Source organism: Micromonospora sp. NPDC047467 (assembly GCF_040643095.1).
In the GTDB taxonomy this organism is placed as follows: domain Bacteria; phylum Actinomycetota; class Actinomycetes; order Mycobacteriales; family Micromonosporaceae; genus Micromonospora.
In genome coordinates this window covers 98,577-120,251 of sequence record NZ_JBEYTO010000009.1, presented here as the reverse complement: position 1 = coordinate 120,251, position 21,675 = coordinate 98,577, and the positions used below count along the sequence as shown (strand labels likewise).

The 21,675-nt window shown below is 72.0% G+C and carries 20 protein-coding genes; 14 read left to right on the top strand and 6 right to left on the bottom strand.

Annotated elements, in window-relative coordinates; genetic code table 11:
- Window position 1 precedes the first annotated feature (1 nt).
- The 3 genes from secF to ABZ780_RS24310 all read left to right on the top strand — a co-directional run bounded on the left by secF (window position 2) and on the right by ABZ780_RS24310 (window position 4,598).
- Complete coding sequence (gene secF / locus ABZ780_RS24320; RefSeq protein ID WP_357487585.1) at window positions 2-1,195, top strand: protein translocase subunit SecF; 1,194 nt, start codon at window positions 2-4, stop codon at window positions 1,193-1,195.
- Window positions 1,196-1,332: 137 nt separating this feature from the next.
- The gene (locus ABZ780_RS24315; protein ID WP_357006440.1) at window positions 1,333-1,899 is read left to right on the top strand and encodes an adenine phosphoribosyltransferase; all 567 of its coding nucleotides are present in this window, start codon (window positions 1,333-1,335) and stop codon (window positions 1,897-1,899) included.
- Between the two features lie 170 nt (window positions 1,900-2,069).
- The gene (locus ABZ780_RS24310; protein WP_357006443.1) at window positions 2,070-4,598 is read left to right on the top strand and encodes a bifunctional (p)ppGpp synthetase/guanosine-3',5'-bis(diphosphate) 3'-pyrophosphohydrolase; all 2,529 of its coding nucleotides are present in this window, start codon (window positions 2,070-2,072) and stop codon (window positions 4,596-4,598) included.
- A gap of 59 nt (window positions 4,599-4,657) precedes the next feature.
- On the opposite strand, the gene ABZ780_RS24305 is transcribed toward ABZ780_RS24310, so the two are convergent.
- On the bottom strand, window positions 4,658-5,497 hold the full coding sequence (locus ABZ780_RS24305) for a peptidylprolyl isomerase (protein WP_357006446.1): 840 nt from the start codon (window positions 5,495-5,497) through the stop codon (window positions 4,658-4,660).
- A gap of 59 nt (window positions 5,498-5,556) precedes the next feature.
- Window positions 5,557-6,441, bottom strand: coding sequence for a peptidylprolyl isomerase (locus ABZ780_RS24300; protein ID WP_357487584.1), 885 nt, complete (start codon window positions 6,439-6,441; stop codon window positions 5,557-5,559).
- 264 nt (window positions 6,442-6,705) lie between these two features.
- Between ABZ780_RS24300 and ABZ780_RS24295 the strand changes: the two genes are divergently transcribed.
- The 3 genes from ABZ780_RS24295 to ABZ780_RS24285 all read left to right on the top strand — a co-directional run bounded on the left by ABZ780_RS24295 (window position 6,706) and on the right by ABZ780_RS24285 (window position 9,828).
- Entirely contained in the window at window positions 6,706-7,416 is a 711-nt protein-coding gene (locus tag ABZ780_RS24295; protein WP_357487583.1) for an MBL fold metallo-hydrolase, read from the top strand.
- Window positions 7,417-7,486: 70 nt separating this feature from the next.
- Complete coding sequence (gene hisS / locus ABZ780_RS24290) at window positions 7,487-8,815, top strand: histidine--tRNA ligase (protein WP_357487582.1); 1,329 nt, start codon at window positions 7,487-7,489, stop codon at window positions 8,813-8,815.
- Window positions 8,816-8,892: 77 nt separating this feature from the next.
- Entirely contained in the window at window positions 8,893-9,828 is a 936-nt protein-coding gene (locus ABZ780_RS24285) for an acyl-ACP desaturase (RefSeq protein WP_357487581.1), read from the top strand.
- 136 nt (window positions 9,829-9,964) lie between these two features.
- On the opposite strand, the gene ABZ780_RS24280 is transcribed toward ABZ780_RS24285, so the two are convergent.
- Window positions 9,965-10,471, bottom strand: coding sequence for a PaaI family thioesterase (locus tag ABZ780_RS24280; protein ID WP_357487580.1), 507 nt, complete (start codon window positions 10,469-10,471; stop codon window positions 9,965-9,967).
- 55 nt (window positions 10,472-10,526) lie between these two features.
- Here ABZ780_RS24280 and ABZ780_RS24275 point away from each other — a divergent pair, with 55 nt between their 5' ends.
- Together ABZ780_RS24275 and ABZ780_RS24270 are read left to right on the top strand one after the other, a co-directional pair.
- Window positions 10,527-11,003: a helix-turn-helix domain-containing protein gene (locus ABZ780_RS24275; RefSeq protein WP_357487579.1), complete on the top strand. Its 477-nt coding sequence runs from the start codon at window positions 10,527-10,529 to the stop codon at window positions 11,001-11,003.
- 355 nt (window positions 11,004-11,358) lie between these two features.
- Window positions 11,359-12,405, top strand: coding sequence for a S1 family peptidase (locus ABZ780_RS24270; protein ID WP_357487578.1), 1,047 nt, complete (start codon window positions 11,359-11,361; stop codon window positions 12,403-12,405).
- 114 nt (window positions 12,406-12,519) lie between these two features.
- On the opposite strand, the gene ABZ780_RS24265 is transcribed toward ABZ780_RS24270, so the two are convergent.
- Both ABZ780_RS24265 and ABZ780_RS24260 read right to left on the bottom strand, forming a co-directional pair.
- Entirely contained in the window at window positions 12,520-13,167 is a 648-nt protein-coding gene (locus tag ABZ780_RS24265; protein WP_357487577.1) for a DUF998 domain-containing protein, read from the bottom strand.
- Between the two features lie 26 nt (window positions 13,168-13,193).
- Window positions 13,194-13,913 carry a DUF998 domain-containing protein gene (locus ABZ780_RS24260; protein ID WP_357487576.1) on the bottom strand — a complete coding sequence of 240 codons (720 nt, stop codon included), beginning with the start codon at window positions 13,911-13,913 and terminating at the stop codon, window positions 13,194-13,196.
- Between the two features lie 154 nt (window positions 13,914-14,067).
- On the opposite strand from ABZ780_RS24260, the gene aspS reads away from it, so the two are divergent.
- The 4 genes from aspS to ABZ780_RS24240 all read left to right on the top strand — a co-directional run bounded on the left by aspS (window position 14,068) and on the right by ABZ780_RS24240 (window position 18,762).
- A complete protein-coding gene (gene aspS, locus ABZ780_RS24255) occupies window positions 14,068-15,873 on the top strand; it encodes an aspartate--tRNA ligase (RefSeq protein WP_357487575.1) in 1,806 nt (601 codons plus the stop codon).
- 100 nt (window positions 15,874-15,973) lie between these two features.
- Window positions 15,974-16,786 (top strand): sugar nucleotide-binding protein, encoded by an 813-nt coding sequence (locus ABZ780_RS24250; protein ID WP_357487574.1) that lies wholly within the window; start codon window positions 15,974-15,976, stop codon window positions 16,784-16,786.
- 72 nt (window positions 16,787-16,858) lie between these two features.
- The gene (locus ABZ780_RS24245) at window positions 16,859-17,467 is read left to right on the top strand and encodes a helix-turn-helix domain-containing protein (RefSeq protein WP_357006483.1); all 609 of its coding nucleotides are present in this window, start codon (window positions 16,859-16,861) and stop codon (window positions 17,465-17,467) included.
- Entirely contained in the window at window positions 17,464-18,762 is a 1,299-nt protein-coding gene (locus tag ABZ780_RS24240; RefSeq protein WP_357487573.1) for an MFS transporter, read from the top strand. The genes ABZ780_RS24245 and ABZ780_RS24240 overlap by 4 nt, the downstream gene beginning before the upstream one ends.
- A gap of 177 nt (window positions 18,763-18,939) precedes the next feature.
- Here ABZ780_RS24240 and ABZ780_RS24235 read toward each other — a convergent pair whose 3' ends face one another.
- The gene (locus tag ABZ780_RS24235; protein ID WP_357487572.1) at window positions 18,940-19,680 is read right to left on the bottom strand and encodes a GNAT family N-acetyltransferase; all 741 of its coding nucleotides are present in this window, start codon (window positions 19,678-19,680) and stop codon (window positions 18,940-18,942) included.
- Window positions 19,681-19,820: 140 nt separating this feature from the next.
- On the opposite strand from ABZ780_RS24235, the gene ABZ780_RS24230 reads away from it, so the two are divergent.
- A complete protein-coding gene (locus ABZ780_RS24230) occupies window positions 19,821-20,033 on the top strand; it encodes a hypothetical protein (RefSeq protein ID WP_007458297.1) in 213 nt (70 codons plus the stop codon).
- A 75-nt stretch (window positions 20,034-20,108) separates the two neighbouring features.
- A complete protein-coding gene (locus tag ABZ780_RS24225; protein WP_357487571.1) occupies window positions 20,109-21,647 on the top strand; it encodes a replication-associated recombination protein A in 1,539 nt (512 codons plus the stop codon).
- Window positions 21,648-21,675: the final 28 nt, after the last annotated feature.

Sequence of the window (21,675 nt, the reverse complement as noted above, 5' to 3'; positions counted from 1 at the left end):
GATGGCTGATAACAGTTTGGCGAGCCGCCTCTACAACGGCGAGGCCGGTCTCAACGTCGTCGGCCGGCGCAAGCTCTGGTTCGGCGTCGCCGGGATCCTCGTCCTGATCGCGATCCTCAGCATCTCGGTCCGGGGGTTCAGCCTCGGCATCGAGTTCGCCGGCGGTAACTCGTTCTCGGTGCCAGCCAGCGTCGGCACGCTGGAGCAGGCCGAGGAGGAGGTCAACGCGGCCCTCGCCGCCGAGAACACCGGCGTCGAGGTGGCCACCGCGCAGCAGGTCGGCGGCACCGGCGGCGACTCCTACGAGCTGCGTACGCCGCAGCTCACCGTCGACCAGACCAACGCGGTCAAGGCCCAGATCGCCGAGGACTTCGGCATCGACCCCGGTTCGATCAGCAGCAACCAGGTCAGTGAGGCGTGGGGCAGCCAGGTCACCGAGCGGGCGGTGCTCGGTCTGGTGGTCTTCATCGCGCTGGTGATGCTCTACCTGATCCTGCGCTTCGAGTGGCGGATGGCCGTCGCCGCCGTCACCTCGCTGCTGCTCAACCTGATCCTCACCGCCGGCATCTACTCGCTTGTCGGCTTCGAGGTCACCCCGTCGACGATCATCGGTTTCCTCACGATCCTGGGCTTCGCGCTCTACGACGTGGTGGTGGTCTTCGACAAGGTGCAGGAGAACACGCGGGGCATCACCGCCAACAACAACCAGACGTACGGCGAGGCGGCCAACCTGGCCGTCAACCAGAGCCTCATGCGGTCGCTGAACACGTCGGTGGTGGCGCTGCTGCCCGTCGGTGGTCTGCTCTTCATCGGCGCCGGCCTGCTCGGGGCCGGCACGCTGAAGGACCTCGGCCTGGTGCTGTTCGTCGGTATGGCGATGGCGTTCCTGACCTCCATCGTGGTGGCCACGCCGATGCTGGCGCTGCTGAAGAACTACGAGCCGCGGATCCAGGCGCACAACAAGCGGGTGCAGGCCCGCCGGGGTGCGCTGGCCCGTGGCGAGGTCCCCACGAAGGGTGCGGTGAGCCCGGCCCAGGCCGACGCGGCCGACGCGCCGATCGACCCGGACTCCGCCGCGTTGGCCGGCGCCGCTCCCAAGGTGGGTGCCCGGCCGGCGGGCAAGCGGCCCACCGGCGCCCGGGGCAGTCGCCCGGGTGGCGGCGGCAACCGGCCGGGTGGCGCCAAGCGGCGCTGACCGGACCAAGCGGCGCTGGCACCACGCAGCGCTGGCAACCCGGGTAGACCCGGGATGGAATGACCGAACGGCGTCCGGCATGCTGTGCGAGCAGCACTGCCGGACGCCGTCGTCGTTGGAAGGGAAACGGAGCAGCCGTGACGGAGACCCACAGCACCGCGCCGCGCGGGGACAGCGGCCCGGAGACCGCCCGGCTGGTGGCCAGCCGCGTGCTGGACGTGCCGGACTTCCCCCAGCCCGGTGTCCTGTTCAAGGACCTGATGCCGCTGTTCGCCGACGCCAAGGTGTTCCGCGAGGTGGTCGACGGGATCGTCGAGCACCAGGGGCGGGACGGCTTCGACGTGGTGGTCGGTATCGAGGCGCGCGGGTTCGTGGTCGCGGCGGCTGTCGCGTACGCGGCCGGGGTGGGTGTGGTGCCGGTGCGCAAGGCCGGCAAGCTGCCCCGCCCGGCGCACTCGGTCTCCTACGCCCTTGAGTACGGCGAGGCCACGCTGGAGGTGCACGAGGACGCGTTCACCGCCGGCCACCGGGTGCTGGTGGTCGACGACGTGCTGGCTACCGGCGGCACCGCCGAGGCGACGCTGGACCTGGTCGAGCGGGCCGGTGGGACCGTCACCGGCTTCACCGTACTGCTGGAGTTGGGTTTCCTGGGTGGCCGTGAGCGGCTGGCGCCGCGTCCGGTCCATGCCCTGCTGACCGTTTGAGTCGAGGCCCGTCGGGCGGACCCCGCGCCGACCGTCCGGCGGAGCGGCAGGGGACCGTCCGTGCGGGTAGCATTGCCCTTTGCTGACGCCGGCGGTACACCGCCCGGCGGCGCGAGACCAGGCCGGCCGACGGACGGCCGGTGTTTTCCCGGCGAGCGGTGAGGAGGCCGGTGTCCCACGATGTCGTCCCTCCGGCGGAGGGCACGGTGCACCCGACAGGCGACGCTGACGGCTCGGTGACCGACCGGAACGCTGACGCCCCGGCCCGGGTGACGGGCTCCGGCAACGGCACCGGCAGGGCTGCGATCGACGGCACGGCGGTGACACCCGCGGCCACGGCGGCGGGCGTCGTCGAGGCGTCTCCCAGCGCTGACGGGGCCGTGGTTCCGTTCCCGACCGACTCCGGCGTCGACCCGTCGCCCAGCGGCGGGTTCGGGCTGTCCAGCGCGCCCACCGGCCGGCGGGTCCGGGCCCGGCTGGCCCGGTTCAACGCGCCCTGGCAGACCTCGCAGGTCAGCGAGGTGCTGGAGCCGCTCATCGCGAGTCACCGGGAGAACCACCCGAAGGCCGACGCCCGGCTGCTGCAGCGCGCCTTCGACACGGCCGCGCGGTGGCACTCCGGGCAGTACCGCAAGTCCGGCGACCCCTACATCACCCACCCCCTGGCCGTGGCGACGATCCTCGGCAACCTGGGGATGGACACCACCACGCTTGTCGCCGCGCTGCTGCACGACACCATCGAGGACACCGAGTACACCCTCGACCAGATGCGCGCCGACTTCGGTGGCGAGGTCGCCCTGCTGGTCGACGGCGTCACCAAGCTGGACAAGGTCAAGCTGGGCGACGCGGCGAAGGCCGAGACCATCCGCAAGATGGTCGTGGCGATGGCCAAGGACCCGCGGGTGCTGGTGATCAAGCTGGCCGACCGGCTGCACAACATGCGTACCCTGACCTTCCTGCCCCGCCCCAAGCAGGAGCAGAAGGCCAAGGAGACCCTGGAGATCCTGGCCCCGCTGGCCCACCGGCTCGGTATGAACACGATCAAGTGGGAGCTGGAGGATCTGGCCTTCGGCACGCTGTTCCCGAAGCGGTTCGAGGAGATCAACCGGCTGATCGGGGAGCACCAGCCGCAGCGAGAGGCGCTGCTGCGCCAGGTGACGCAGAAGGTGTCGACCGACCTCAAGGCCGCCAAGATCAAGGCGGACACCACGGGCCGGCCGAAGCACCTCTACTCGATCTACCAGAAGATGATCGTGCGGGGGCGCGACTTCAACGACATCTACGACCTGGTGGGTGTGCGGATCCTGGTCGACACGGTTCGTGACTGCTACGCGGCGCTGGGCGTGATCCACGCCAACTGGCAGCCGGTGCCGGGTCGCTTCAAGGACTACATCGCGATGCCCAAGTTCAACATGTACCAGTCGTTGCACACGACGGTCATCGGGCCCACCGGCAAGCCGGTGGAGATGCAGATCCGCACGTACGCGATGCACCGCACCGCCGAGTTCGGCATCGCCGCGCACTGGAAGTACAAGGAGCACAAGGGCACCCAGATCGTCGGCCCGCCGGCGCACATCGACGAGATGACCTGGCTGCGGCAGTTGCTCGACTGGCAGCGCGAGGCCGCCGACCCGAGTGAGTTCCTCGACGCGCTGCGCTTCGATCTGTCCAGCCAGGAGGTGTACGTCTTCACCCCCAAGGGTGACGTCATCCCGCTGCCGACCGGGTCGACGCCGGTGGACTTCGCGTACGCGGTGCACACCGAGGTCGGGCACAAGTGCATCGGGGCGCGGGTCAACGGCAAGCTGGTGCCGCTGGAGTCGACGCTGTCCAACGGCGACGTGATCGAGATCTTCACGTCGAAGTCCGAGACGGCCGGCCCGACTCAGGACTGGCTGGGCTTCGTCAAGAGCCCTCGCGCCCGTACGAAGATCCGCCAGTACTTCAACAAGGAGCGGCGCGAGGAGGCGATCGAGGCCGGCAAGGACGCGATCGTCAAGGCGATGCGCAAGCAGGGCATGCCGTTGCAGCGGATGCTCACCTCCGACGCGCTGATGTCGATCGCCCGGGACCTGCACCTGGCCGACGTGGCGTCGTTGTACGCGGCGGTCGGCGACAGCCAGGTCTCCGCCCAGTCGGTGGTGCAGAAGCTGATGGCCGCGTACGGCGGCGAGGAGGGCGCGGCGGAGGACATCGCCGAGACCGCCGTCGCCACCCGGCCGCCGCGCAGCCGGCAGAGCAGCAGCGACCCCGGCGTGGTGGTCCGTGGCGTCAGCGACGTCTGGATCAAGCTGGCCCGCTGCTGCACCCCGGTCCCACCGGACTCGGTCTTCGGGTTCGTCACCCGCTCCGGCGGGGTGAGCGTGCACCGCGACGACTGCGCCAACGCCGAGGACCTGCGGGCGCAGAGCGAGCGGGTCGTCGAGGTCAGCTGGAAGCTCACCTCCGCCTCGACGTTCCTGGTGGCCATACAGGTCGAGGCGCTGGACAGGCACAAGCTGCTCGCGGACGTGACGCGGGTGCTCTCCGACGAGCGGGTCAACATCCTCTCCGCCACCGTCACCACCACCCGTGACCGGGTGGCGGTGAGCCGGTTCAGCTTCGAGATGGCCGACCCGAAGCACCTGGGCCACCTGCTGGCCACCGTCCGCAAGGTCGACGGCGTGTTCGACGCGTACCGGGTCACCTCCGGCGCCTGACCCCGACAGCAAAGCGCCCGCCGGCTGAGCCGGCGGGCGCTTCGTCGTGTTCGCTGGCGTCAGCCCTGCGGGTTGCTCATGGTGAGGTCCTTGATCACGATTTCCTTCTTCGGGTGGCCGCCACCGGCCTGCTGGGCGAACGCCCCGTCGTCGCCGGCCTTGGCCACGTCCTTGACGATGTCCATGCCGCCGGTGATGGTGCCCAGCACGGTGTACGCCGGGTCCAGCGGCGAGTCACCGTAGACGATGAAGAACTGGCTGCCGGTGCTGCCCGGCTGGCCGGAGTTGGCCATCGCGATGACACCCTCCGGGTACGGCGGGCGCTTGTCGGTGGGCAGGTTCTCCTCGGCCTGACGGTAGGTCGGGCCGCCGGTGCCGTCGGTGTCCCGCCAGCCCTTGCCGGTGGCGCTCGGGTCGCCGCACTGCAGCACCTTGATGCCCTCGGTCACCAGGCGGTGGCACTTGCTGTTGTCGAAGAAGTTCTTCTCCGCGAGGTAGGTGAAGCTGCCCGCCGTGCACGGCACCAGCGACCGGTCGACCTTGGCGGTGATCGGGCCCAGGTTGGTGTCGATCGTCATGGTCTGCACACCGGTGCCGGACTGCTGGTTGCTGGGCAGCCCGACGTCCTTGATCTGCGGGGACCGCTGGTCCGCGGGCAACTCGGTGAACGCGCACTCGGACGCGCCGGGCGCCGGGGCGGCGGTGTCGGTCTTGTCGTCGTCGCCGCCGAGGGTCATGGCCAGCCAGACGGTGCCGGCGACCACGAGAACCAGGGCAGCCCCCGCGCCGATGATCGCCTGGGTCTGCCGGCGCTTACGGGCCTTGCCCGCGCGCTCGGCCATCTCCTTCTCGAGCCGGGCGCGTGCCGCCGCGCGCTGCCGCTCTCTGGTGGACGTCACGCCTGGATCCTCCTGGCTGTCTGCTGCGGGGTGTCGCTCGGGTGGGTGGGGCGAGCTGTTCAGCCCGCGCTCGGGCTGCTCGCCGGGGCGCTGGTGGACGACGGCGACGGTGCCGCGCCGGTGGTCGGCTCACCGACGGTGAGGCTCTGGATCACCACGTCGGACTTGGGCCTGACCTGCGCCCCGGTCCCATTGTCCACGGTCGGCAGGGCGCCGATCTTCTCCACCACGTCCAGCCCGCCGGTGACCTTGCCGATCACCGGGTACTTCGGGTCGGTGGTGGTGAAGTCCTTGAAGAAGATCAGGAACTGGCTGCCGTTGCTGCCCGGCGGGTTGGAGATCATCGCCACGGTCCCCTTGGGGTACGTCGGCGGCTGACCGGGCGCCGGGCTGGCCGACGGTGACGCGGACGGCACCGACGGCACGTCCTCGTCGTAGAACGAGTAGCTCGGGCCGCCGAGACCGGTGCCGCTGGGGTCGCCGCAGCGCAGCGCGCCCTCGGTGGTGATCTCGTGGCACTGGGTGTTGTCGTAGAACGACCGGCTCGCCAGGTGGGCGATGCTCGCGGCGGCACACGGGGAGCTGGTCAGGTTCAGCTCGGCGGTGATCGGCGCGCCCTGGTTGGTGGTGACCGTCATGGCCCGGGTGCCCTCGGTGGGCAGGTCCGTGGTCGCCGGCGTGCCGACGTCCTTGAGGTTGGTGTTGACCGCGGCGTCCTGCGGCGTCCAGATGCAGGTCTCCTCCGCCGCGGCGGTCTGCTTCGGCTCCGAGTCGAACGCCCCGAGCGCCCAGGCCGAGCCGGCCACGATCACCGCGAGGACCAGGAAGACGCCGACACCGGCCTGGATCTGTCGACGGCGCCGCGTGGCGGCGGCCCGACGGGCCATCTGCCGATCGAGCTTGGCCCGCGCGAGTTTGCGCTGCCGGTCCCTGCTGGAAGCCACCCGTGCTCCCCTTCCTCTGCCTGGTCGTCGCCGGCGGCCGGGCGTCCCGGCCCGTCCGGGCGTCACGTGTGTCGCGCCACACGCCCGCCAGAGTGTACGGCTAGCGACTGGGAATGGGTGTACGAGGTCCACCCCGTCCCGAGCAGCGCTTATCGGGCGTTGTCACTGTGCCCGCCGGTGCCGGTGGGACGGACGCGGCAAACCCGCTCGCCGGGCCGGTTAGGCTGCTGGGCAGGACGACAGCTCGACGGAAGGACAGCGCCCGTGCTCGTGGCCGGCTTTCCCGCGGACGCCTTCGGCACCAACTGCTACGTGGTGGCGACCGCGCCGGGGGAGCAGTGCGTGGTGGTCGATCCCGGCATCGGGGTGCTCGACCAGCTCGACGCGCTGCTCGCCGAGCACCGCCTGCACCCGGCCGCCGTGCTGCTGACCCACGGGCACCTCGACCACACCTTCTCGGTCGCGCCGGTCTGCGGCGCCCGCGGCATCACCGCGTACGTGCACCCGGGCGACCGGGAGATGCTGGCCGACCCGGCCAAGGGTCTGTCGGCCGACCTGGACTCGCTCTTCGGCGGTCGGCTGAGCTACAGCGAGCCGGACGACGTGGCGGAGCTGATCGACGGCGCCACCCTCACCCTCGCTGGCCTGGAGATCGCCGTCGACCATGCCCCGGGCCATACCGGCGGGTCGGTGCTGTTCCGGCTGCCCGGCGCGGGCTCGGGCTGGGAGGCCGACGAGATCTGCCTCTCCGGCGACGTGCTCTTCGCCGGCTCGATCGGCCGCACCGACCTGCCGGGCGGGAGCATGCCGGCCATGCTCACCAGCCTGCGCGACAAGATCCTCCCGCTGGCCGACGACACCGTCGTACTGCCCGGGCACGGCCCCAGCACCACCATCGGCCGCGAGCGCGCCAGCAACCCGTACCTCATCGAGGTGGCGGGGCCGGCGCCGGCCGCGCCCACCCGGGGTCTCTAGTCCCCGTCCGCGCCGCGCGCGGACCCACGACCGCACCGCGCCACGACGCGGGACCGCAAGGAGTACGCCCATGAGCAAGCCCACGCCCATCTCCGGTTTCCCGGAGTGGACCCCCGGTCAGCGGATGATCGAGCAGTTCGTGCTCGACAAGATCCGGACCACCTTCGAGCTGTACGGCTTCGCCCCGCTGGAGACCCGCGCGGTGGAGCCCCTCGATCAACTGCTGCGCAAGGGGGAGACCTCCAAGGAGGTCTACGTGATCCGGCGGCTGCACGCCGACGCCGAGGGCGCGACCGGTGACGACCAGCTCGGCCTGCACTTCGACCTCACCGTGCCGTTCGCCCGGTACGTGCTGGAGAACGCCGGCAAGCTGGCCTTCCCGTTCCGCCGCTACCAGATCCAGAAGGTGTGGCGGGGGGAGCGGCCGCAGGAGGGGCGCTACCGGGAGTTCGTCCAGGCCGACATCGACATCGTCGACCGGGACACCCTGGCACCACACCACGAGGCGGAGATCCCGCTGGTGATCGGGGACGCGCTGCGGTCGCTGCCGATCCCGCCGGTGACCATCCAGGTCAACAACCGCAAGGTCTGCGAGGGTTTCTACCGGGGCATCGGGCTGACCGACCCGGAGGCGGCGCTTCGTGCCGTCGACAAGCTCGACAAGATCGGCCCGGCGAAGGTGGCCGAGCTGCTGGCCCAGACCGCCGGGGCGAGCGAGGCGCAGGCCAAGGCGTGCCTGGCGCTGGCCGAGATCTCCGCCCCGGACGCGTCGTTCGCCGACGCCGTACGGGCGCTGGGGGTGACCGACCCGCTGCTCGACGAGGGCATCGAGGAGCTGGTCCGGGTCGTCGAGACCGCCGCCGAGCACTCGCCCGGCCTGTGCGTGGCGGACCTGCGCATCGCCCGTGGCCTGGATTACTACACCGGCACTGTCTACGAGACCCAGCTGCGCGGCTACGAGCGGTTCGGTTCGATCTGCTCCGGCGGTCGGTACGACAGCCTGGCCAGCCTCGGCGCCACCTCGTTCCCCGGGGTGGGGATCTCGATCGGCGTGACGCGGCTGCTCGGGCTGCTCTTCGGCGCGGGCGAGCTGTCGATCTCGCGGGAGGTGCCGACCGCCGTGCTGGTGGCGGTGACCGGCGAGGAGCAGCGTGCGGCAAGCAACCGGGTGGCCGAGGCGCTGCGGCGGCGCGGGGTGCCGACCGAGGTGTCGCCCAGCGCGGCGAAGTTCGGCAAGCAGATCCGCTACGCCGAGCGACGCGGCATCCCGTACGTCTGGTTCCCGGGGGTCGACGGCGCGCCGGGCGAGGTGAAGGACATCCGCTCGGGTGAGCAGGTCACGGCCGACGCGGGGGGCTGGATGCCGCCGGTCGAGGACCGTGAGCCGAGAGTCAGCTGAATCTCACCACTGGCGCGCAGCGCCGCGGGGACCTACGGTAGCGTAAGTTACGCCACCGTAGGGAGTTTCTCGTGACCATGAGCACCACACTGAGCCAGACCGCACTCCTCGTCGAGCTGGAGCCGGTGGTCGCACGCAACCTCGACCGCCACCTCTCGCTCGCCAAGGAGTGGTTCCCGCACGAGTACGTGCCGTGGAGCGAGGGGCGCACCTTCGACGGCCCGCTCGGTGGTGAGGCGTGGTCGCCGACCGACTCGACGATCCCGGACGTCGCCCGTACCGCGCTGATCGTCAACCTGCTGACCGAGGACAACCTGCCCTCGTACCACCACGAGATCGCCACCCTGTTCGGCCGCGACGGCGCGTGGGGCACCTGGGTGCACCGGTGGACCGCCGAGGAGGGCCGGCACGGCACGGCCATCCGCGACTACCTGACCGTTACCCGGGCGGTCGACCCGGTGGCGCTGGAGCGGGCCCGGATGATCCACATGTCCGAGGGCTACACCAACGCCCACGGCGACGAGGTGCTGCACTCGCTGGCGTACGTCTCGTTCCAGGAGCTCGCCACCCGCATCTCGCACCGCAACACCGGCAAGGCCACCGGCGACCCCGCCTGCGAGGCGCTGCTGGCCCGGGTGGCCGCCGACGAGAACCTGCACATGGTCTTCTACCGCAACCTGCTCGCCGCCGCGTTCGAGCTGGCGCCGAGTCAGGCCATGCGGGCCGTCGCCGACGTGGTGGCCGACTTCCAGATGCCGGGCAGCGGCATCGAGGGTTTCGCCCGCAAGTCGGTGGCGATCGCCCTGGCCGGCATCTACGACCTGCGCCAGCACCGCGACGAGGTGCTGCAGCCGGTGCTGCGCCAGTGGGACGTGTTCAACGTGACAGGTCTGAACGCCGACGGCGAAGCCGCCCGCGAACAGCTCGCCGCCCAGCTCGACAACCTGGACCGCGCCGCGAGCCGCTTCGAGGAGAAGCGCGACGCCCGCGCAGCCCGCCTGGCCCTCCGCTAAACCCCCACCCCGGTCCCCGTCCCCGTCCCCGCACCCCGTCCCCGCGATCTTGCACTTGGTGCCCCCGCGAATCGGGGCAAGCCGCCTATTTCGGCGACCGAAAGTGCAAGATCGCGGGGTGGTGGGGTGGGGTGGGTTAGGGCAGGGGGTAGATCAGGCAGGTGCTGGTGGCGTGGGCTATCAGGCGGGAGTCGGCGTCGGTGAGGCGGGCTTCGGCCAGGGCCGTACGGCGGCCACGCTGCAACACGGTGCCCTCGCAGCGCAGCATGCCGCTGTCGACGGTGACCGGGCGGAGGAACTTCACGTTCAGGTCCAGCGAGGTGTAGCCGACGCCGGCGGGCAACGTGGTGTGCACTGCGCAGCCGGCGGCGGTGTCCAGCATCGTCGAGATGACACCGCCGTGGACGGTGCCCAGCGGGTTGTAGTGGAACTCCCGCGGGATCAACTCGACGACGACCCGGCCCTCTTCGGCCTCCATCCGGCCCATGTCGATCAGGTCCATCACGGGTGGCCCAGCCAACTCCCCGGCGATCATCGCGCGGATCATGTCGATGCCGCTGCGCCGTCCGACCTGCGCGGCGTTGGTCGCCGGGTCCGACCAGGTGAAGGTACGGCTGCGCGCCGGCTCCTGGGTCTGTGTCATGGACGCAGCCTGGCAGCCGATTGCTGAGTCTGTCAATTAGACCTAGCCTGGTCGAATGAGGCCTGCGGCACTGGACTGGTCGGTGGAGAACTGCACCATCGCCCGCGCGATGGAGATCCTCGGCGAGCGGTGGACGCTGGTGGTGCTCCGCGAGGTCTTCAACGGCGTACGACGCTTCGACGACATGCGAGTACGCACCGGGATTCCACGTCAGGTGCTGACCAACCGGCTGGCCGTGCTGGTGGAACGGGGCGTCCTGCGGCGCGAGCCGTACCGGGAGCCGGGCAGCCGGTTGCGCCACGAGTACCGGCTGACCGAGATGGGCCTGGCCCTGTGGCCGGTGCTGGTCGCCGTGCTCGGCTGGGGCGACCGGTACCTCGCCGACCCGGAGGGCTCGCCGCTGCGGGTGGAGCATCGCGACTGCGGCGCCGAGGTACGCGTCGAGCTGCGCTGCGCCGAGGGGCACGAGCTGGCCGAGCCCCGCGAGGTGCAGCCCCGCCCGGGTCCGGGCGCACGCCGCCGCACCCCCTGACACCGCCTGCCCGGGCCGCCCGCCGCGCCGACATGCCGCGCGCCGACATGCCGCGCCGATGTGCGGCGCGCTGACGCGCCGCGTTGTGGCGCGAAACGTGCCCCGCGACGGACGGTGTCCGAAACGGATCCGGCGGTCGTTCGGTGTGACGGTAGTTGTCCGCCAGCGTGTCAGTGGTGTTGCGGCAATGTCACCGGTGAAGGTCGACGAATTCGGGCGAAACCAAGTCTTGTTAATGATCTTAAGTATGTGAATACTTCAGTGCACTCGGACGGTTTTCCCAGATCGGCCGGGTTGCCCTCGGGTCAGCCGCCCTCCGGCGAGACCCGTACCCCCCGCCCAGGAGGTTTGTTACATGCGACCCACGAGGTCCTCATTCCGCGTTGCGGCGACCGTCGCAGTGAGCGGAACCCTGGTCGTCGGCTCGCTCATCGGCGCACCCGCCCAGGCCGCCCCCGCCGCCTCGCCCGACGCCGCCGCCGCCCTCTCCGCTCAGCTCGGTGACCGCTCCGCCGGCTCGTACATCGACGCCAGCGGCAAGTCCGTCGTCACGGTGACCGACGCCGCCGCGGCCAGCAAGGCGAGCAAGGCCGGCGCTGTCGTCCGGTACGTCACCCGCGGTTCCGCCGAGCTCAACCGGGCCACCGCAGAGCTGGAGCGCTCCGCGAAGATCCCGGGCACCGCCTGGTGGAGCGACCCGGTCACGAACCAGGTCGTCGTCTCCGTCGACAGCACCGTCACCGGCGCCAAGCTGGAGCGGGTCCAGGCCGCCGCGGCGCGTGCCAACGGCGCGGTGCGGGTCGAGGCCGAGGCCGGCGTGCTGAGCACCCGGATCTCCGGTGGCCAGGCCATCTACGCCGGTGGCGGCGGGCGCTGCTCGCTCGGCTTCAACGTGCGCAGCGGCAGCACCTACTACTTCCTGACCGCTGGGCACTGCACCAACATCTCGGCGAGCTGGTACTCGAATTCCGGCCAGACCGCGCTGCTCGGCACCCGGACCGGCACCAGCTTCCCGGGCAACGACTACGGCATCGTGCGGCACAACAACACGGCCAACGCCGCCGGCAACGTCTCGCTCTACAACGGCAGCTTCCGGGACATCACCGGCTCCGGCAACGCCTCGGTCGGCCAGGCGGTGCAGCGCTCCGGCAGCACCACCGGCCTGCGCAGCGGTTCGGTGAACGCGACCAACGCCACGGTGAACTACGCCGAGGGCTCGGTCTCCGGTCTGATCCGTACCAACGTCTGCGCCGAGCCGGGCGACAGCGGCGGCTCGCTGTTCGCCGGCGGCACCGCCCTGGGCCTGACCTCCGGTGGTAGCGGCAACTGCCGCACCGGTGGCACGACCTTCTTCCAGCCCGTCACCGAGGCCCTGAGCCGCTACGGCGTCAGCGTCTTCTGATCCACGCACCACGAGCGGGCCGCCGGAGGATTCCGGCGGCCCGCGTCGCCTTGTCAGCCCCGCTACTGTCGGCGGTGCCACGCGGAAACGGCGATGTGGTGCCCGCGACGGCGGTCAGCGTGGCCCGGACGAAGCCGACCGTCGCTGAGAGACCAGCGAGGCCAGCACGGCGGCCAGTGGCACGACCGCCTCGGCGCCCGCCACCAGTCGCTCCGTCAGCCCGATCCGCGCTCCGTCGGTGAAGAACTCGACGGCGAACCAGCCGAGCAACCCGAGCAGGACCACCGCCGCCGCGAGCGCCGCCCCGCGCGAGCGTCCGCTCGGGGCTGGCCCGTCCGGTGGCTGGCGCTGATCCCCACCCAGGGGCGGCGTCGCTCGGCGGGGCACGGCCAGGGCGGGCCAGACAGCCAACGCCACGAACGCCACACCGGCGGCGACGACGTGCGTCGTCGAGCCGTCCGGGCGCTGCGGGAAGGCGACCAGCACCAGGGTGGCCAGCCCGCCCAGCGCGAGCAGCCCTCGGCCCGCGGGCGCGGCGGTCACCAGGCCGAGCGCGGTCACCAGGTGACAGAGGCCCAGACCGGTCAGACCGGCCGTCATGATCCAGCGGTGGTCCGCGCCCGTGGCGGCAAGCGCGCTGATGGTCTGCCGGACCGGGTCGAACCCGTCGGGTTGGGCGGCCTGCGCCAGCGTCCAGCCCCCGATGAGAAACAGTGGTGCGCCACCGGCCGACAGCAGGGCCCAGCGGGGTACGGCGGACATCGGGTGATCGTAGCGGCGTGGCCGGCTCACGCGAGCCGGTCAGGCCCCGGGGATGGTCGAAGAGGATCCGGGGGTACGACACCGGTCGCCGGTAGTTCGGGACCGACAGCTACGGCACCGCCAGCGGTCCACGCGAGGTGTGCCCGACGGGCCGACAGGACGGCGAGCAGCGGCCAGAGCGACACGGCCACCGCCGTCACCCGCTCGGCCAGGCCCGTGCGGGAGCCGCTGGTCACCTCGAACGCGAACCAGCCGAAGAGCGCCAGCAGCACGACCGTGGCGCTCAACCCGACCGCCCGGCGGAACGCCCAGGGCGGCTCCGGCGCGGCCGGATGCGCGGCGTCCCGGCCGCGCGGCAGCCGCAGCGCCGAGCCGGCCGGCCAGAGCGCCAGGGCGAGGACGGCCACGGTCGCCGTGATGCCGTGGCTGACGGAACCGCCCACCGTCGGCCGGGGGAAGGCGACCAGCGCGATGGTGGCCACCCCGGCGACGGCGAGCAGGAAGCGGCTGGGCAACCCGGCGGCGTGCAGCACGACGGCGATCGCCAGGTAGCAGCAACCGAGCAGCACCAGCGAAGTGATCATGATCCAGGCGTCGACGGCGTCGTGCCCGGCCAGCTCGCTGATGGTGTCCCGGATCGGGTCGTAGCCGGCGGGTTGCCGGGCTTCCGCGACCGTCCAGCCGGCCACCAGCACCAGGGGCGCGGCCACCGCCGTGGCGACGGCCCAGTTCGGTACGGCGCGCATTTCGCCACGTTAACCAAGACTTCGGGCCGCCGAGCAGGGTTCGCCCATCCACCCACCGGGGATTAGTCGCGGGCTGCCGGGGGCCTCCCAGGAAGACCGGCCGCCCCTGACAGAATGCGGAAGAGGACTGTTCCACGATGAGGAGTTGCCAGCCGTGATCCGTACCCACAATGCCGGAAGCCTGCGCGCGACGGACGCCGGCTCGACGGTGACGCTGGCCGGCTGGGTGGCCCGCCGGCGCGACCACGGCGGCGTCATCTTCGTCGACCTGCGCGACGGCTCCGGCGTGGTCCAGGTGGTGTTCCGGGAAGAGGACGCGCACGCGCTGCGCAACGAGTTCTGTGTGAAGGTCACCGGCGAGGTGACCCGGCGCCCCGAGGGCAACGAGAACCCGGAGCTGCCCACCGGCGACGTCGAGGTGACCGCCGCCGAGCTGGAGGTGCTCTCCGAGGCGGCCCCGCTGCCGCTGCCGGTGGACGACCAAATCGAGGCCGGCGACGACATCCGGCTCAAGTACCGCTACCTGGACCTGCGCCGCAGCGGCCCGGCGAACGCGCTGCGGCTGCGCTCGCGGGCCAGCCACCTCGCCCGGGGCGTGCTGCACGAGCGCGACTTCCTGGAGATCGAGACGCCGACGCTGACCCGCTCGACGCCGGAGGGCGCCCGCGACTTCCTGGTGCCGGTCCGGTTGCAGCCCGGCAGTTGGTACGCGCTGCCGCAGTCGCCGCAGCTGTTCAAGCAGCTGCTGATGGTCGGCGGCATGGAGCGGTACTACCAGATCGCCCGCTGCTACCGCGACGAGGACTTCCGCGCCGACCGGCAGCCGGAGTTCACCCAGCTCGACATCGAGATGTCCTTCGTGACCGAGGACGATGTGATCGACCTCGGTGAGGCGATCGTCTCGGCGCTCTGGAAGGACCTGGCCGGGCACGAGATCAGCCGGCCGATCCCGCGGATCACCTGGCACGACGCGATGGCCCGGTACGGCTCCGACAAGCCGGACCTGCGCTACGGCGTCGAGCTGACCGAGCTGACCGACTACCTGCGCGGCACCGAGTTCCGGGTGTTCGCCGGCGCGATCGACGCGGGCGGCTACGTCGGTGCGGTGGTGATGCCGGGCGGCGCGTCGCAGACCCGCAAGGAGCTGGACGGCTGGCAGGACTGGGCCAAGGCGCGCGGCGCGCGGGGCCTCGCGTACGTGGTGCTGGACGCCGAGACCGGCGAGGCGCGCGGGCCGGTGGCCAAGAACCTCTCCGCCGAGCACCTGGGCGGGCTCGCCGACGCGGTCGGCGCCAAGCCGGGCGACGCGGTCTTCTTCGCCGCCAGCGCCACGACCCGGGAGGCGCAGGAGTTGCTGGGCGCGGCCCGCGTCGAGATCGCCAAGCGGGCCGGCCTGATCGACGAGAGCGCGTGGGCGTTCTGCTGGGTCGTCGACGCGCCGATGTTCGAAAAGACCGACGACGGTGGCTGGACGGCCGTGCACCACCCGTTCACCTCGCCGAACGCCGAGTGGGTGGACCGGTTCGAGGAGGCGCCGGACCGGGCTCTCGCGTACGCGTACGACATCGTCTGCAACGGCAACGAGATCGGCGGCGGGTCGATCCGTATCCACCGGGGTGACGTGCAGAAGCGGGTCTTCGACCTGCTCGGCATCACCCCGGAGGAGGCGCAGGACAAGTTCGGCTTCCTGCTGGAGGCGTTCAAGTACGGCGCTCCGCCGCACGGCGGCATCGCCTTCGGCTGGGACCGGGTCTGCATGCTGCTCGCCGGCGCGGACTCGATCCGCGAGGTGATCGCGTTCCCGAAGACCCGGGGCGGCTTCGACCCGTTGACCGGCGCGCCGACGCCGATCACCGGCCAGCAGCGCACCGAGGCCGGCATCGACGCCAAGCCCAAGCCGGCCGCCACCCCGCACACCGGCACCGCCGGCCCGGCGGCCCCGGTGGCCGACCCGGTCTGACCCCACTCGCCCCGTCGTTTGGTTGATCAAGAGGTTTGCGTCATCATCGCCCGGCGAGATGACGCAGACCTCTTGATCGTCGACGGGGGAGTGGGCTGGGATGCGGGTACTTGTTGTTGGGGGTAGCGGTTTTCTGGGGCGGACCGTCTGTCGGCGGGCCGTCGATGCCGGGTGGTCGGTCGTCGGGACCTTTCACTCCGGTGAGATCGCGGTGCCGAAGGTCGCCGCGCGACGGCTGGACGTGACAGACCGGGCCGCCGTGGGCGCGCTTGTCGCGCAGGTGCGGCCGGACGCCGTGGTGAGCACCCCCTACCGGTACGGGGACTGGGCGGTCACCGCCGACGGGGCCGCGCACGTGGCCGTCGCCGCCGCCGAGGCCGGTGCCCGGCTGGTGCACCTGTCCAGCGACGCGCTGCACGCCGGCCGCCCGTCGCCCTACCTCGACGACGACGTGCCCACCCCGATCCACGCGTACGGGGCCGCGAAGGCGGCGGCGGAGACCGCCGTGCGGGCGATCGACCCGGGCGCGGCGCTGGTGCGTACCTCGCTGATCGTGGGGGAGGGCAGTAAACAGATCCAGCTCTGCAGGGACGCGCTCGCCGGCCGGGCCGTGCTGTTCACCGACGAGACCCGCTGCCCGGTCGACGTCACCGACCTGGCCGACGCCGTGCTGGAGCTGGCCTGCTCGTCGTACGCCGGCCTGCTCAACGTGGCCGGCCCCGACGCCGTCAGCCGAGCCGAGTTGGGCCTGCTGGTCGCCGCGCGGTTCGGCCTCGACACGGCCGCGCTGAAGACCACCACCGGCGGCGCCGCCGGGGTGGTCCGCCCCACCGAGGTACGCCTGGACTGCTCCCGCGCCGCCGGTCTGCTGCGGACCCGGCTGCGGGGAGTGCGCGAACTACTGGCCCGCTGAGCACTCGATCCTCTGCATACTTCTTGTGCATACATGTTGTGCACAAGAAGTATGCAGAGTTATTGTGCATGCATGGCGAACGACGGAGAGACCCCGCGGCCAGCGCCGCGCGAGGTGCGAATCGACAAGCGGCAGGTCCGGGTGCTCGCGCACCCCCTCCGGATGCGACTGGTCGGGGCGCTGCGGGTGAACGGCCCCGCCACCGCCACCACGCTGGCCGAACTGCTCGGCACCAACACCGGCGCGACCAGCTACCACCTGCGCCAGCTCGCCGAGGTCGGGCTGGTCATCGAGGACCCTGACCGGGGCAGCGGCCGGCAGCGCTGGTGGCAGGCCGCCCACGACGTCACCAGTTGGGAGCCGACCGACTTCGATGACGACCCCGATGCCCGAGCCGCGATCGAGTGGATCCAGGGCGACCAGGTGCGCCTGCTCGTCGAGCACGCCGAGCGCTGGTTCGCCACCCAGCACGAGTGGTCCCCCGCCTGGCGGGACGCCCTGGGCATGGGAGACATCTTCATGACCATCCCGCCGGCCCGGCTGGAGGAGCTCAAGGCGGAGGTGTGGCAGGTGCTGGAGCGGTACCACCGCGAGGCCGAATCCGTCGACCCCGTCGACCCGGAGGCACGCCCGGTGCAGGTCTTCCTGGCCGCCTACCCGTTACGGGAGGGCCTCCGGTGAGCGCGCTGACCGTACGTCAGGTCCGGCACCGGTTCCTGCTCCTGCACGGGCTGCGCTGGCTGCCCAGCGGCCTGATCATTCCGGTGATGATCCTGTTGATGCAGGAGCGTGGCCTGTCGCTGTCCCAGATCGGGTTGGTCACCGTCGCCCAGGGGCTGGTCGTGTTGGCGCTGGAGTTGCCCACCGGCGGCCTCGCCGACGCGCTCGGCCGCCGGCCGGTCCTCCTGGTGGCCTGGACACTCGGTCTGGCCTCCCTGCTGATCTTCGCGGTCGCCGACTCGTTCGCGGTCTTCGTGCTGGTCTGGGCCTTGCAGGGGGTCTTCCGGGCCCTTGACAGCGGCCCACTGGAGTCCTGGTACGTCGACGCCACCCTCGCCGCCGACCCGGAGGCGAAGTACGAGCCGGGCCTCGGCTACGCCGGCACCGTCATCGGCGTGGCCATCTCCGTCGGCGCGCTGCTCGCCGGCGGCCTGATCGCGCTCGGCCCGATCGGACCGGTCAGCGCGCTCACCGTCCCGGTGCTCGTCGCCGCGGCTTTCCAGGTGGTGGCCCTGGCCGCCCTGGTGACACTGCTGCGGGAGGTCCGCCCGGCCAAGGGCGCTGGGGCGTTGCGGGCGTCGATCGTCGAGGCGCCCCGGATGGTCGGCCAGGCGTTCGGGCTGCTGCGCCGTTCCCGGGTGCTGCTGGCCCTGGTCGCGGTGGAGCTGTTCTGGGGCTTCGGCATGGTCACCTTCGAGTCGCTGCTGCCGGTCCGGCTCGCCGAGGTGGTCGGAGATCCGGACCGGGCGGCCGCGCTGCTCGGACCGGCGAACTCGGCGGCCTGGCTGGCCAGCGCGGCCGGTGCCGCCCTCACCCCGCTGCTGCTGCGCTGGCTGGGCGCCGCGCCCAGCGCCGCTCTGCTGCGCATCCTGCAGGGTGCGACGGTGGTCGGGATGGGTCTGTTCGCAGGCCCGGTCGGGGTGCTCGTGGCCTACCTCGCCTGCTACAGCATTCACGGGGCGTCCAACCCGGTGCACATGGGGCTGCTGCACCGCCAGGTCGACGGGCCGTACCGGACCAGCGTGATCTCGCTGAACTCGATGATGGGCCAGCCCGGCTTCGCGGTCGGCGCGGTCGTGCTCACCGCCCTCGCCGACAGAGTCAGCGTCACCGCCGCGATGCTCGTCGGCGCGGTCGTGCTCGCCGTGGCCGCCCCGCTCTACCTGCCGGCCTGGCGGGCCGGTCGCCGGCCCGCGGACCCGCCGGCCGACCCGGGCGTGGTTCCCGTGCCCGCCGAGCCCTCGGCCAGTCGCTGAAGCCCAACACCTCACCAGCTCGCGGGACCGCGCCTCCCGGCCGCCGCGACCCGAGGGGGTCGCGCGTACCGCTCCGGCCGCGAGGGAAGGGGCCCTGCCGACGGCCGCCCGCACCGCTCTGGCCGTCGGCAAGGGACTCCTGCTGACGGCCGGAGCTACCGGCCCCGGCGCCTCGTCTCAGGCGAGGCGCACCGAGGTGAGGCTGAGGGTGCTGGTGAAGCCGAGGCGCTGGTAGAGCCGTGCCGCTCCGACGTTGTCCAGGTAGACGCCGAGCGCGACGGTGTCGTGGCGTGCCAGCAGCGCCCGGGTCATCCCGGCGGTCAACGCCGCGCCCAGTCCTCGGCCACGCTGGTCGGGAGCGACGGTCAGGCCGGCGAGGAACCCGACGTCGCCCCGGCTGCGGTCCGCGCCGCACGCCACCAGCCGGTCGCCGGCCCGGATGCCGTACCAGTCCACGACCTGGTCGTCGCCAGGGCGGGAGGTGCTGCTCGGGAAGGCCTCGTCGATCAGCACCTCCAGCGCCGGGTGGTCGGCCTCGGTGAGCCGTACGACCCGGTGCTCGTCCGGTTGCGCCGGCGGCGGTGTGTCGGTCCAGTGGAAGTCCCAGTCCGCGTGCCGGTCCACCGGCAGGCGGCCCGCCCGCAGAGCGGGATCGTGCCGGGGCAGGTGCAGCCGGTCCTGTGGGCGCAGCACCCCGTCGGCGATCAGCGCGACGCAGACCTCGATCGCCGGACCGGCCGGGCCGACCGCGCTGGCGGCGGGACCGTGCGGGGACGGCGACAGCCAGAGCACCGTGTCGTCGCGCTGGTAGCCGCTTGCCGGCGCGTCGAGCCCGAGCGCGTACCGGGCGTACGGGTGGTGACCGGTGGCGGCCAGGATGGCGGTCCGGTCGTGGAGCAGCTGGTCGGAGATGATCATGGCGGTCAGCCTATGAAGCCGACCCACGGGCGACCGCTCCGGGTCGGGTGGCCGGGCCCGATCCACGATGGAGATTGACGAGTCGACCGATTGGGTACATCACGCGCCGACCTACTGGGAACCCCCACCGGAGGACCGACATGCTCGCCATTCTCGCGGCCATCGTCTTTGGCTTCGCCCTGCTGCTCGACCTGCTCAACACCGACTTCGGCGCACCGGACCTGTTCAACTGGAACACGCTCGTGCTCATCGGGCTACTCCTGCTCTCGCTCTACCTGGCCGGTGTGGGCAGCGGCCCGCGCGGCGGTGGCGGCGGCCGCTGGTACCGGGGTCGTCGCCCCGGCCGTGGCTGACCGGAACCGATCATCGGTGGCCCGGTCCGCAGCGCGATTCCGGCGTCGCGGACCGGGCCCGGTACTGTCGTCGTGATGGAGTCCGACGCCCTCTTCACCCTCGGTGTGCCCACCGGGTCGCGCAGCGCGCCCGAGGGTCCTGCCGGTGTCGGCGGCTTCACTCCGGTAGCGGACGATTCGCCCCTGCCCGTCCGGATGCGCCCGGCGACCCTCGACGAGTTGGTCGGCCAGGACCACCTGCTCGCCCCCGGCGCGCCGCTGCGGCAGCTGGTCTCCGGCGGCGCCCCGCTGTCGGTCATCCTCTGGGGACCGCCCGGCAGCGGCAAGACCACCATCGCGCACCTGGTGGCCGGGGCCACCGAGCGCCGGTTCGTCGCCATGTCGGCGCTCTCCGCCGGGGTCAAGGACGTCCGCGCCGTCATCGAGACGGCCCGTCGCCAGCGCCGCTCCGGCGGCCCGCAGACCGTGCTCTTCATCGACGAGGTGCACCGCTTCAGCAAGACCCAGCAGGATTCGCTGCTCGCCGCCGTCGAGGACCGTACGGTGACGCTGCTCGCGGCGACCACCGAGAACCCGTACTTCTCGGTCATCTCCCCGCTGCTGTCGCGGTGCGTCCTGCTCACCCTGCAACCGCTCGACGACGACGCGGTGCGCGGCCTGCTGCGCCGGGCGGTCGCCGACGAGCGCGGCCTCGGTGGCGCGTTCACCCTGGCCGACGAGGCCGAGGACCATCTGGTCCGGCTCGCCTCCGGTGACGTCCGCAAGGCGCTGACCGCGCTGGAGGCGGCGGCGGCCTCCGCCACGGCGCTCGGCGTCGGGCGGATCGACCTCGCCACCGCCGAGCAGGCGGTCGACGTGGCGGCGGTGCGCTACGACCGGGACGGCGACGCCCACTACGACGTGGTCAGCGCGTTCATCAAGAGCATGCGCGGCTCGGACGTGGACGCCGCGGTGCACTGGCTGGCCCGGATGCTGGTCGCCGGTGAGGACGCCCGGTTCATCGCCCGCCGGTTGGTCATCTTCGCCAGCGAGGACGTGGGCATGGCCGACCCCGGTGCCCTGGGCGTGGCCACCGCGGCCGCGCACGCCGTCGAGTACGTCGGGCTGCCCGAGGCGCAGCTCAACCTTGCCCAGGCGGTGATCCACCTGGCCACCGCCCCCAAGTCGAACTCGGCGACCACCGCGATCGGTGCCGCCATCGCCGACGTACGGGCCGGCCGGGGCGGCCCGGTGCCGCGCGGGCTGCGCGACGCGCACTACGCCGGCGCCCGTGGGCTGGGCCACGGCACCGGCTACCGCTATCCGCACGACGACCAGCGTGGCGTGGTCACCCAGCAGTACGTCCCGGACGACCTGGTGGGCACCGACTACTACCAGCCCAGCCCGCACGGGGCGGAGCGGTCGGTGGCGACCCGGTTGCCGCTGCTGCGCCGGATCGTGCGCGGCCTGCCGGCGCCGCCCGCCCGACCGGAGGCCCCGACAGCCGGGCCACCCGTAACGGGGCGGACCCCACCGGCGCTTGCGGGTGAGAACGGTCGCCCGATCACGGACACGGGCGGTCCCGGCACGATGCAGGACAGCGGCACGGACGCCGCAGGAGAGGGTCAACAGTGAGATCGCGTGGTGCGGACCGCCCGGACGA